The organism is Endozoicomonas sp. OPT23, assembly GCF_009653635.1.
Taxonomy (GTDB): Bacteria; Pseudomonadota; Gammaproteobacteria; order Pseudomonadales; family Endozoicomonadaceae; genus Endozoicomonas_A.
The window spans coordinates 625,352-637,915 of the sequence record NZ_PPFD01000006.1; the positions used below are offsets into that span (position 1 = coordinate 625,352).

The 12,564-nt window shown below is 49.5% G+C and carries 11 protein-coding genes; 2 read left to right on the forward strand and 9 right to left on the reverse strand.

Annotated elements, in window-relative coordinates; all coding sequences use genetic code 11:
- Positions 1 to 20 precede the first annotated feature (20 nt).
- The 6 genes from odhB to sdhC form a co-directional block, all read right to left on the reverse strand.
- Positions 21 to 1,244 (reverse strand): 2-oxoglutarate dehydrogenase complex dihydrolipoyllysine-residue succinyltransferase, encoded by a 1,224-nt coding sequence (odhB, locus tag EOPP23_RS16710; protein WP_153767119.1) that lies wholly within the window; start codon positions 1,242 to 1,244, stop codon positions 21 to 23.
- A gap of 75 nt (positions 1,245 to 1,319) precedes the next feature.
- Positions 1,320 to 4,151, reverse strand: a complete 2,832-nt coding sequence (locus EOPP23_RS16715) for a 2-oxoglutarate dehydrogenase E1 component (protein WP_153767242.1) — start codon at positions 4,149 to 4,151, stop codon at positions 1,320 to 1,322.
- Between the two features lie 401 nt (positions 4,152 to 4,552).
- Positions 4,553 to 5,284 (reverse strand): succinate dehydrogenase iron-sulfur subunit, encoded by a 732-nt coding sequence (locus EOPP23_RS16720; protein WP_153767120.1) that lies wholly within the window; start codon positions 5,282 to 5,284, stop codon positions 4,553 to 4,555.
- Between the two features lie 16 nt (positions 5,285 to 5,300).
- On the reverse strand, positions 5,301 to 7,073 hold the full coding sequence (gene sdhA, locus EOPP23_RS16725; protein ID WP_153767121.1) for a succinate dehydrogenase flavoprotein subunit: 1,773 nt from the start codon (positions 7,071 to 7,073) through the stop codon (positions 5,301 to 5,303).
- 3 nt (positions 7,074 to 7,076) lie between these two features.
- Complete coding sequence (gene sdhD, locus EOPP23_RS16730) at positions 7,077 to 7,445, reverse strand: succinate dehydrogenase, hydrophobic membrane anchor protein (protein WP_153767122.1); 369 nt, start codon at positions 7,443 to 7,445, stop codon at positions 7,077 to 7,079.
- Positions 7,439 to 7,813: a succinate dehydrogenase, cytochrome b556 subunit gene (sdhC, locus tag EOPP23_RS16735; RefSeq protein ID WP_370514793.1), complete on the reverse strand. Its 375-nt coding sequence runs from the start codon at positions 7,811 to 7,813 to the stop codon at positions 7,439 to 7,441. Before sdhC ends, sdhD begins: the two co-directional genes overlap by 7 nt.
- A 515-nt stretch (positions 7,814 to 8,328) precedes the next feature.
- Here sdhC and gltA point away from each other — a divergent pair.
- Complete coding sequence (gltA, locus tag EOPP23_RS16740) at positions 8,329 to 9,612, forward strand: citrate synthase (protein WP_153767123.1); 1,284 nt, start codon at positions 8,329 to 8,331, stop codon at positions 9,610 to 9,612.
- A gap of 51 nt (positions 9,613 to 9,663) precedes the next feature.
- Here the strand turns inward: gltA and EOPP23_RS16745 are convergent, their stop codons facing one another.
- The 3 genes from EOPP23_RS16745 to EOPP23_RS16755 form a co-directional block, all read right to left on the reverse strand.
- Positions 9,664 to 10,578, reverse strand: a complete 915-nt coding sequence (locus EOPP23_RS16745) for a helix-turn-helix transcriptional regulator (protein WP_153767124.1) — start codon at positions 10,576 to 10,578, stop codon at positions 9,664 to 9,666.
- Between the two features lie 172 nt (positions 10,579 to 10,750).
- Positions 10,751 to 10,930, reverse strand: a complete 180-nt coding sequence (locus EOPP23_RS16750) for a hypothetical protein (RefSeq protein ID WP_194842647.1) — start codon at positions 10,928 to 10,930, stop codon at positions 10,751 to 10,753.
- Positions 10,930 to 11,613 (reverse strand): ABC transporter six-transmembrane domain-containing protein, encoded by a 684-nt coding sequence (locus tag EOPP23_RS16755; protein ID WP_194842648.1) that lies wholly within the window; start codon positions 11,611 to 11,613, stop codon positions 10,930 to 10,932. Before EOPP23_RS16755 ends, EOPP23_RS16750 begins: the two co-directional genes overlap by 1 nt.
- 142 nt (positions 11,614 to 11,755) lie before the next feature.
- Between EOPP23_RS16755 and EOPP23_RS16760 the strand changes: the two genes are divergently transcribed.
- The gene (locus EOPP23_RS16760) at positions 11,756 to 12,460 is read left to right on the forward strand and encodes a TerC family protein (protein WP_153767127.1); all 705 of its coding nucleotides are present in this window, start codon (positions 11,756 to 11,758) and stop codon (positions 12,458 to 12,460) included.
- The last annotated feature ends 104 nt before the right edge of the window (positions 12,461 to 12,564 follow it).

Here is a 12,564-nt window from a genome sequence, read left to right on the forward strand (position 1 = left end):
ACCTAAAAACCCATGAGAAATTAAACTTCCAGCAGAATACGAGCCGGATCTTCCAGCAGTTCCTTGATTGTGCAAAGGAATGTTACTGCTTCCTTGCCATCCAGCAGCCTGTGGTCGTAGGACAAAGCCAGATTCATCATAGGCAGAATTTCCACCTGGCCATTAACAGCCATGGGGCGCTCCTGAATTTTGTGCATACCCAGAATAGCGGACTGAGGCGGGTTCAGAATTGGTGTGGACAGAAGCGAACCAAACACACCACCATTGGAAATGGTAAAGGTTCCCCCGGTCATATCCTCAATACCCAGCTTGCCACCTTGGGCTTTCTTACCGTATTCACGGATTTTAGCTTCAACATCAGCCAGGCTCATGTCTTCAGCGTTACGCAGAACAGGCACTACCAGACCACGGTCGCTTGATACGGCAACACCGACATCCTGATAACCGTGATAAACAATATCGTTACCATCAATGGAAGCATTAACAGAAGGCTGACGACGCAATGCTTCTGTGCAGGCCTTGACGAAGAATGACATAAAGCCAAGGCGAACGCCGTGACGTTTTTCGAACTGATCCTTGTAACGGGCACGCAGCTCCATCACAGGCTTCATGTTGACCTCGTTGAACGTGGTCAGCATGGCCGCAGTCTGTTGTGCTTCTACGAGACGCTGAGCAACTCTAGCACGCAGACGGGTCATTGGCACTCGTTTTTCTACGCGTTCACCGGCGAAGACAGGGGTCGTTGCTTCAACCTGTGGTGCAGAAGACGCAGCCACTGCAGGAGCAGCAACAGCTGCCGCTGCAGGCTTGGCTTCAGCGTGACGAACAACGTCTTCTTTAGTAACCCGACCACCCTTTCCGGTACCAGCGATAGCCGCTGGATCAATACCTTTTTCTTCAGCAATCTTGCGAGCCGCAGGGCTCAGAATTGGATCTTCACCTTCAGCTGTCGCAGCAACTTCTGGTGCAGCTGACGCTGTAGCGGCAACAGGAGCAGAGGCCGCTGCACCTTCTTCATAGATAGCGATAACTTCGCCACTCAAAACAACGTCGTCTTGATTCTTAACAATTTCTTTTACTACACCGTCGGCAGGCGCCAGAACTTCCAGTACAACCTTATCCGTTTCGATATCGCACAGCAGCTCATCACGGGAGCATGCTTCGCCTGGCTGCTTGTGCCAGGTTGCAACGATACCGTCAGCTACGGATTCCGGAAATGTGGGTGCTTTGATTTCAGTGGCCATTTGTGATCCCTTGGGTTTTCGACCATTCTCCCCGGTCACTCGTTGCTTGTTTTACGAGTACCGGGGCAATGTCAATTATACGTTAAATGCGTCTGCGACCAGCTTCTGCTGTTCTTCTACGTGCTTGGACATATAGCCGCATGCCGGAGCTGCAGAGGCGTCACGACCTGCATACACCAGGTTCAGCCTTGCATCATGATTATCCAGCGCCCGACGCATGTGATGCTGACTGCAGTACCAGGCGCCCTGATTCATAGGCTCTTCCTGACACCAGACAGCATCTTTCAGGTTCGGGTAGCGGGCAATAATCTCGTCCAGATCGTCCTGAGGGAACGGATATAACTGCTCGATTCGAATAATGGCAGTGTCGTTCAACTCATGAGTGCGCTTGTAGTCAAGCAGATCGTAGTAAACCTTACCGCTGCACATAATCAGACGTGTAATGTCTTGTTCCTGATGCTCATCCACTTCTGGAATCACGGTCTGGAAGCTGCCTTCAGCCAGTTCTTCAAGACTGGATACGGCTTGCTTATGACGCAACAGACTCTTTGGCGAGAAGCAGATCAGAGGCTTACGCAATGGGCGCAGCACCTGACGACGCAGCATGTGGAATACCTGTGCTGGTGTCGTCGGTACACACACCTGAATATTGTGCTCGGCACACAGCTGCAGGTAACGTTCCAGGCGCGCTGAAGAGTGCTCAGGTCCCTGACCTTCATAACCGTGCGGCAATAGCATGGTCAGACCACAGAGGCGACCCCACTTGTGCTCACCACTGGTAATAAACTGGTCAATAACCACCTGGCAACCGTTGGCAAAGTCGCCGAACTGAGCTTCCCAGATAACCAGTGCATCAGGCGTTGTAGTGGCATAGCCATACTCAAAGGCCAGTACGGCTTCTTCAGACAGCAGAGAATCCCAGATCTGGAAGCTCGGCTGATCATCGGAGATGTTAGCCAGACCTACATGGCGGGAACCGTCTTTCTGGTTATGCAGCACCGCATGACGGTGGGAGAAGGTACCACGACCTACATCCTGACCGGTGATACGCACCTGGTTGCCTTCCATCAGCAGAGTGCCGTAAGCCAGAATTTCGGCTGCACCCCAGTTGATCGGCATGGCACCGGCCGCCATTTTACGACGGTCGTCAACAATCTTGTTAACCTGACGTTGAACCACAAACCCTTCAGGCAGTTCGCACAGCTTCTGACCAAGACCTTGAAGGGTCTTCAGTGCAACACGAGTGTCATGTTTAGCAGTCCACTCATGACCAAGGTGCGGTTCCCAGTTAACAAACAACTCAGTGTTAGGCTCTTTAACCAGAGCTTTAACAACGTGCTCGCCGTTATCCAGAGCCGTACGGTAGCTGTCGATCAGCCCCTTATCGTCCGCTTCACCCAGTACACCTTTAGCAACCAGTTGCTTAGCGTAAAGGTCACGAGTTGTGGTATGGCTCTTGATCACCTGATACATCATCGGCTGAGTAGCAGACGGCTCATCAGCTTCGTTGTGACCACGACGACGGTAGCAGACCAGATCGATAACAATGTCACGCTTGAATTCCATTCGGTAGTCAAGCGCCAGTTTGGTCGCAAAGTAAACAGCTTCGGGATCATCGCCATTCACATGCAGAATGGGTGCACCAACAATTTTCGCAACGTCAGTACAGTATTCGGTAGAGCGGGCATCTTCACGGTAGCTGGTGGTGAAACCAACCTGGTTATTAATGATGATATGAACCGTACCGCCCGTCTTGTAGGCGCGGGTCTGGGACATCTGCAGGGTTTCCATGACAACACCCTGGCCTGCGAATGCTGCATCACCATGGATATTGACAGGAATAACCTGACCACGAACATCATCATTACGACGATCCTGACGGGCTCGTACAGAACCTTCTACTACCGGAGATACAATTTCCAGATGAGACGGGTTAAAGGCCAGTGCCAGATGCACTTCACCACCCGGTGTCATTACGTTGGAAGAGAAACCCTGATGGTACTTAACGTCACCGGAACCAAAGTCGGCCATCTTCTTGCCTTCGAACTCATCAAACAGTTCGGAAGGGTTCTTACCAAGAATATTGATTAGAACGTTAAGACGACCACGGTGAGCCATACCAAGAACAATTTCCTTGGCGCCATAGGAACCGGAGCGCTGAATGATTTCATCCAGCATCGGAATCAGGGCTTCGCCACCTTCAAGACCGAAACGCTTGGTACCCGGGTATTTAGTACCCAGATACTTTTCAAGACCTTCGGCAGCAGTCAGACGCTCCAGTAAATGTTGCTGGGCATCGGCACCAACGTCAGGCTTGCCACGAACACTTTCCATGCGGCTCTGGAACCAGCGGCGCTCTTCGGTGTTCACAATGTGCATGTACTCAACACCAATAGAGCCACAGTAAGTAGCTGTCAAAGCATCGACAATTTCACGCAGGGTTGCGCGTTCCTTGCCAATAAAAATGGTGCTGGCTTGAAATTCGGTATCCAGGTCGGCATCGCTGAGACCATGGTACTGAAGACTGAGATCAGGGAACTTTTCACGCTGCATGCAGCCCAGCGGATCAATCGTTGCCTGCTGATGGCCACGGATGCGGAAGGCACTGATCAGGCGTAATACCTGAACCTGCTTGCGCTCATGATCACTGGCAACGGTGCTGGTTTCAATGGGGCGTGTAGTTTGACGCTGACGCGCCATCAGAACGAAGTTTTCCTGAACTGTAGAATGAGGAACGTCTGGACTGCCACCATTCACCTGTGGCAATTTTTCGAAATAATCGCGCCATTTCTGCTCAACGGAATTTGGGTCCCGTAGGAAACGTTCATAGAGCTCTTCGACGTATGCAGCATTCCCCCCGGAAATATGTGAGGTATCCCACATTTGCTGCATCACACCTTCTTGCATCATCACTACCCCGTGAATTGGGGGCGTTCTACTCATGAGGTGCACTGGAGAAAACTGCGAGAAACAGCAGTTCGCATACGCACCGAACTGGGGACCCGTTTTGTGAAAGCCCCCGAGTTCGGCTTTCCCCCTCATGGGTAGACCGGCGGTGTCCGGTCGCCCCACTGATCAAATCCTGCTGAACGGTTTTATTGTCAAAACCCATTTACAGAGGACTCTAGTGTGACAGCGCTTCAGATTTCTTTAGCAGCGCTGCCTTCAAGTACTGGCAGAGTGTAGATGTATTTAATGGAATAAAACACCCCTATTTAACACATCTTCACTTTTTTTATCAGACAGTGGCAGAGTGGCTATTCCGTGCCAATTCTGCCCTGTCAAAACGACAGTTAAAAGCTGCCGAATCAGGAGGCGCTGCTGAACAGCATCTGCCTGATATGACCAATCGCCTTGGTCGGATTCAAGCCTTTCGGACACACAGCAACACAGTTCATGATACCGCGGCAACGGAAGACACTGAACGGATCATCAAGATCAGCCAGACGCTCTTCAGTAGCGGTATCACGACTGTCAGCCAGGAAGCGGTAGGCTTGCAGCAGGCCAGACGGCCCAACAAACTTATCCGGGTTCCACCAGAAAGACGGGCAAGCTGTGGAGCAGCATGCACAGAGAATACACTCGTACAGGCCATCCAGCTTTTCACGCTCTTCCGGGCTTTGCAGACGTTCGATAGCAGGCTCTGGTGTCTCATTGATCAGGAACGGCTTGATCTTTTCGTACTGCTTGTAGAACAGACTCATATCTACAACCAGGTCACGAATAACCGGCAGACCTGGCAACGGACGCAAAACCAGCTTCTTCTTGCCACCCATCACTTCAGACAGTGGGGTAACACAAGCCAGTGCGTTAGTTCCGTTGATATTGACACCGTCAGAACCACACACACCTTCACGGCATGAACGACGGTAAGCCAAACCAGTGTCCTGCTCCTTGATCAGGTTCAGAACATCCAGAACCATCAAGTCCTTACCACCAGGAATCGCGACAGTGTAGTCCTTCATATAAGGCTTTTTGTCGATTTCCGGGTTGTAGCAATATACGCTGACTACTAATGAGCTTTCTGTTGAGCTAGTCATAACAGTCATCTCCTCCTTAGTAGGTCCGTGCTTTCGGTGGGAAAGCTTCCATGGATTTAGGTGCGAAGTTTACTGCCCGCTTGCCAACCCGCTTTTCAGTCGGGAAGTACAGGGAATGAGCCAGCCAGTTTTCGTCATCACGCTCAGTGAAGTCGTTACGGGCATGTGCACCACGAGACTCCTTACGCTCTTCAGCAGAGACTGCTGTGGCGTAAGCAACTTCGTACAGGTTTTCCAGCTCCAGAGCTTCAATACGAGCCGTATTGAACGCACCGGACTTGTCTTCAAGATGAGTATTCTTCAGACGCTCACCCAGCTCATCCAGCTTTTTCAGACCTTCCTTCATGCTGTCGCCTTCACGGAATACACCGAAGTACAACTGCATGGTGCTTTGCAGGTCCTTACGAACATCTGCAACTTTCTCACCACCGGTGGAATTGTTCAGGCGATCCAGACGGGACATCGCTGCCTGAACATCTTCGTCAGACACTTCAACGCCGTCAAAACCTTCTCTGAAGTTCTTCTCAATCTGAATACCCGCCGCACGACCAAATACCACCAGGTCAAGCAGGGAGTTACCACCCAGACGGTTAGCGCCGTGTACGGATACACAAGCTGCTTCACCACAAGCGTACAGACCTTCAACCACCTGATCGTTGCCATCTGCATCCGGGAACAATGCCTGACCGCCAACGTTGGTCGGAATACCACCCATCATGTAATGACAGGTTGGTACTACTGGCACTGGCACCTTAACCGGATCAGCATGAGCAAACGTCTTGGACAGCTCACAAATACCTGGCAAACGAGAATTCAGAATTTCTTCACCCAGATGATCCAGCTTCAGCATTACGTGATCCTTATCAGGACCACAGCCACGACCTTCCAGAATCTCGATAATCATGGAACGAGCCACTACGTCACGACCTGCAAGGTCTTTCGCGTTTGGCGCATAACGCTCCATGAAGCGCTCACCTTCACTGTTGATCAGGTAACCACCTTCACCACGACAACCTTCAGTAACAAGAACACCTGCACCGGCAATACCGGTTGGGTGGAACTGCCACATTTCCATGTCCTGCATTGGGTAGCCGGCACGGAGCGCCATACCGATACCGTCGCCGGTATTGATCAAAGCATTGGTTGTGGAGGAGTAAATACGACCAGCGCCGCCCGTTGCCATAACGGTGGCTTTGGATTTGATATAAACGGTTTCACCCGTTTCCATGCAGATAGCAATAACGCCCGCCACCTGACCTTTTTTGTTCTTCACCAGATCAACGGCGTACCACTCATTCAGGAAAGTGGTACCGCCCTTGAGGTTTGCCTGATACAGAGTGTGCAGCAGTGCGTGTCCGGTACGGTCGGCAGCAGCACAAGTACGAGCAGCCTGACCACCCTTACCGTAGTCTTTGGATTGACCACCGAAAGGACGCTGATAGATTCGACCTTCTTCGGTACGGGAGAATGGCAGACCCATATGCTCCAGTTCGAATACTGCCTGAGGACCGACCTCACACATATACTCGATAGCGTCCTGATCACCAATATAGTCCGACCCTTTTACGGTGTCGTACATATGCCAGCGCCAGTCATCGTTCGGGTCATTACTGGCAATCGCACAGGTAATACCGCCCTGAGCAGATACCGTATGCGAACGAGTGGGAAACACCTTGGTAATACAAGCTGTTTTGATGCCTGATTCAGTCAACTGCAGTGCAGCACGCATGCCAGCGCCACCGCCACCAATGACAATCGCATCGTAGATAATAGTGCGAAGAGCCGCCATAAATCAGTGCCCCCAGAGAATTTGAATGCCCCAAACGACATAACTGAATACTGCTACAAAGCAGACCAGCTGTACGGGGAAACGAACCAGAACAGACTTACCACCCAGAGCTCGAGAGTTCAGGTAGTCCGTGGTAACAGTCCACATACCGATCCAGGCGTGGACAGCAATGGACAAAATAGTTAACAGGGTAAAAACACGTACCCACGTCTGTTCGAACAGGCTATTCCATTGCTGATAATCCACTTCTGGAGTGCTCAGCAGGTAGCCACCTATAAACAAGGTATAAGCTGCAAGGATAATGGCGGATACCCTTTGCAACATCCAATCGTTCAGTCCGCTTCGGGACAGATTGGTGACATTCTTTACCATACCCACACCCCCGCAAGTACAATCAGTACAACTGAAACTGCGATAGTTACAACTGCACCCGTTCTACCGGATTCCTTTCCTTCACCAATACCGATATCCATCAGCAGGTGTTTGATACCCGCGACGAAATGGTAAATCAGACCGGAAAGCAGAACCCAGACAACAAATTTTGCGAACCCGCCCGTTAATACTGCTTTTAACTCGGCAAAGCTCTGTTCCGACGACAAAGACATGTCGAGTCCGTACAGAAGGAACGCAACACCAACAAACAGTGCGATACCGGAAATCCGATGAAGCAGCGATGTGTATGCTGGCAGAGGCAGTTTTATTGTGGCTATGTCTAGATTGACAGGTCTTTTGCTATTCACTTTCTTTGTCCCAACGCCTTATGGCGTGCACAGCTGAATCAGCAACGATAATCCAGAGACTCTGGCATATTGAATCAGGTCATCGAGCGATGTCCTGACTTCAGGTCAGAAACGGCGTTAATATTTGTTAACGTTTTTTTCTTCCCCCCCTCATGAAGCCACTAGGACTTCGGCTGCGAAGTATATACAGTTCGGTTTTTAATTACAATTGAATGACTTGCTAGGCAGATCTACTAAAGCCGAATGGAAGTACCACAAAAAAACCGCACCAAACTTGCACAACTGCACACACGTTTGACAAACAGATTTCTGGCCCTATAGTGGTCGTCCGTAAAGAGGTCCGAATAAATAACAAGCTAATTAAATGCTGCTTTTTATACAGAACACAAAAGCAGCAATATAAAAGCCTGATTAAAAGAGTATTTCAGTCATCTTTTAATGAAAGAATATTCTTAATAAGAAACACGGACTCACAGATAAACGACAGAATAATTAGTCACTACAGGAGCCCATAAATGGCTGATAAAAAAGCACTCCTTACGATTGAAGACAAGCAACTTGAACTGCCTGTCTATTCAGGCACTCTGGGCCCCGATGTAATAGATGTTCGAAGCCTGACCGGCAACGGCCACTTTACATACGACCCTGGCTTTGTATCTACTGCCTCCTGTGAATCCAAGATCACCTTCATTGATGGTGACAAGGGAATCCTTCTGCACCGTGGTTACCCTATTGAACAACTGGCAGAGCAGTCCGACTATCTCGAAACCTGCTACCTGCTGATTTACGGCGAACTGCCATCCAAAGAAGATAAAGAACACTTCGAAAAAACCATCATGGGTCACACCATGATTCATGAGCAGATGGTTGATCTGTTCTCCGGTTTCCGTCGCGATGCACACCCGATGGCCGTTATGTGTGGTGTAGTAGGTGCATTATCTGCCTTCTATCACGACTCTCTGGACATCACCAACGAACGTCACCGTGAAATCTGTGCTTACCGCCTGATTTCCAAGATGCCAACAATGGCAGCCATGACGTACAAGTACTCCATTGGTCAGCCTTTCGTTTATCCACGTAACGATCTGAGCTATGGCGGTAACTTCCTGCACATGATGTTTGCTACACCGTGTGAAGACTACGAAGTAAACCCTGTTCTGGCTCGCGCCATGGACCGTATCTTCCTGCTGCACGCCGATCACGAACAGAACGCTTCCACGTCGACTGTTCGTCTGGCTGGCTCTTCCGGTGCCAACCCGTTCGCCTGTATCGCTGCTGGTATAGCTGCTCTGTGGGGACCTGCTCATGGTGGTGCTAACGAAGCTGTCCTGAAAATGCTGGACGAAATCGGTGACGAGAAGAACATCGACGAGTTCATTGCCAAAGCGAAAGACAAGAACGATCCGTTCCGTCTGATGGGCTTCGGTCACCGTGTTTACAAGAACTTTGACCCTCGCGCCAAGGTTATGAAAGAAACCTGTGACGAAGTTCTGGGTGAGCTGGGTCTGGCGGATGATCCAATGCTGAAGATCGCCAAACGTCTGGAACAGATTGCCTTGGAAGACGATTACTTCGTGTCCAAGAAACTGTACCCGAACGTTGACTTCTACTCCGGTATTATCCTGAAAGCTCTGGGCATTCCGGTTGAGATGTTCACCGTAATCTTTGCGACTGGCCGTACTCCAGGCTGGATTGCTCACTGGCACGAGATGATCAGTGGCGACTACCGTATCGGTCGCCCTCGTCAGCTTTATACTGGTGAAGCCAAACGTGATTTTGTTGCTGTCTCTGACCGCTAAATCCGTTTAAATCAGCACGGCAGATCAACTCTGCCGTGCTGACATTCCTTTTCAAGCCAATTCCAGAAAAACCTGCAATCTGACCGGTTTCAGCTCCGTAACCAGTACATCAGGATTCATCACCTTCTCAATAATCAGCCCGGTTTCATTGACCTCAAGCCCTTCTCTGGTGATATGGTCAAACATTGCCATCCAGACAGCTATATAACCCGCATCACTGGATAACGACACATCACAACTCAGATAGCGCCCGGATTTAACGGCCAGATTTTCCTGCTGCCCAGTCTCGGTCAGCGTTCCAACCTTCATATTCCACTCTGCATAAGGCTTATTCAGATCCTCTATCTCATTAACAAGATACAGATCATTCGTCAGCTTCATTCGACCTTTATTGTATAAACCCTCTACAGATTCATACCATGGAAATTCACAACGCCATACTTTCATCGCCATGTCAGGTCTCTCAACGACGCTAAAATCAATAGTTTTCGCCGCTATTTCTTCAAGGCTGCCGACTTCAGTCCCTTGAGGATGTCCTAGCTTTAAACAGAGTTGGTCTATTTGACGATTATCGCCATTTTTTATAGCGTTTCTTATGTCTCTGGCGGTCATCCCCAATTCTCTTTTAAGCACCTTTGCCAGCGCCTGTGATGAGGAAAAACCGCACTCGTGAGCAATTTCTGTAATAGCCTTATCCGGCCTTTCATAAATCCAGTTGACCGCAACCTGCAACCGTAACCTTCGAATATATTGGCCAGGTGTTTCTGAGAACACCATTTGAAACATGCGATGCAGGTGAAAAGGCGACACGGCACAATGGTGGGCAATATCGCTCAGGGAGGGCGCGGGATTTAACGACAGTGTTTGCCTGACATAGTTCGTAGCATCGATCAAACGACGCCGCCAAAGCGGTGCCAGTTGATCAGTCAGGTACTCTTCAGCCACCAGACTGGTAGTTGACTTCATGAACAGGGGCTACCTTTTTTGAATACCATTTCCATAGCGGCCGAACGCCAGCAGAACGGGTATCAATATAAGAGTAATCGGTGTTGCAAACAACTCGCCAAAAACTAAAGAAATAGCCGCAGGCTTTGAGTGCACAACCCGCTAGGATACAGCGAATAAATGCTTGCCAGCCTTACATCGAAATCAACTCATTACTGTTCAGGCGAGTGGTAATTTCCTGCAAGCGTGCCAGCCCCTGAAGCGCCATTGGCAGTGCAAACGTTGACTCAATAAAATCCCATGAATAATTGATGACCGTGAAGATGCGACCGGCAGTAACCTCTGCCATCTGAGTACCCAGCCAGAGGTTCATCAACAAAAAACAGGAGGCAACGACAAAATAATCCCGCCCATCAGGGCATCCACATCAGACAAATGAATTTCATGACGGTTGAGTTGCATCAGATGATTGATAACCGGTCTTCGTTTGCCCATTTCAAGCAGATTGACCTGCTTTTCAACCTGGGTGTTCAGACGATTATTCAAGAAGTGAATACGGTTATGAAAAAGGCTGTATACCCCAACCATTATTATTCCTGCCACGACAGCAGACAAAGACAGCTCAAGGCTGAAGCTGGCAAGAACCACAATAGCGACTCCGATATGAACCACTGCCGTGATCAGATCAGGTACCTCTTGTTCAAGAAAATCCACCAGCTCTCTGGACATGTCCATTCGGGCGCTTCTGACTGAAACAGAGTGATCCTGATGCCGCCTTTCTACGGATAACCCCAGACTTATCCGAATTCGCCCATAAGCCCGGGTATAATGAAACCGGCGTGCAACCATAACCAGACTGTAAGCTGTCAACAGGCCTTCCAATGTCAAAGGGCTGGAGCTATCGTCCATTATCAAACCATCTATGCTGTATCCTAGTGCCAGCGGCATAAGAGCCAGCAGCAGATTTTCAACCAGCACCATTGACCAGGTTACGGCGATACCCTTCCAGAATTCTCTGAGTATACGTACCAGCGTCAATCGACCTTGCAGCTCCATAGACCTGATCCATTGCATAAAAATGCTGAGTCTAAGTAGCTGGTGAAACTAAAACGTGTCTCTGGTTGCGGTAATTTTCAGTGACCGGAAAAACATCCGATAATGAACATGGAGCCACGATGGCACTTTCAGGTAGAAAAAAATGATCGAACTGATACTCACTCCGGAAGCATGGATGGCTCTGGCGACGCTAACCATGCTGGAAATTGTCCTGGGTATCGACAACATCATTTTTATCACCATCGTTGTTGATAAAATGCCGGTTCATCAGCGCAACAGTGCCCGCAGACTGGGCTTACTGCTGGCAATGGGAACCCGAATTGGCTTGCTGCTTTCAATCACCTGGATCATGAGTCTGACGGCGCCTCTGTTTCAGGTACTTCAGCACAGCATTTCAGGGCGTGACCTCATCTTATTATCTGGTGGTCTGTTTCTACTGGCCAAATCAACCCATGAAATACATGACTCTCTGGAACAGGCTACAGAATCAGCACCCAATCTTAAGCCAAGAGGTTTTATTGTTACCCTGATTCAGATAGCCCTGATCGATATTGTGTTCTCACTGGATTCGGTAATCACCGCGGTTGGATTAGCTGAACAGCTTTGGGTTATGGTCACCGCCATAGTAATTTCTGTTTTTATTATGATGTTTGCAGCAGCCGCTATTGGCGATTTTGTCAGTGCACACCCTACCTTCAAAATTCTGGCACTGTCGTTTCTTATATTGGTTGGTGTCTCTCTGGTGGGTGAAGGTCTGGATTTTCATATCCCCAAAGGTTACATCTACTTTGCCATGGCCTTTTCACTGGTTGTGGAGGTTATCAACAGTCGTGTCAGACGGTCATGAAGCACTTCTCCCTCTCTCGGAGCCTCCTCTAAAACGGAACATTTTTTTGCTAACACCTTAGTAGCAAACTCCTCACGACCAGCCAAAGTTTCAAAATTCGAGCA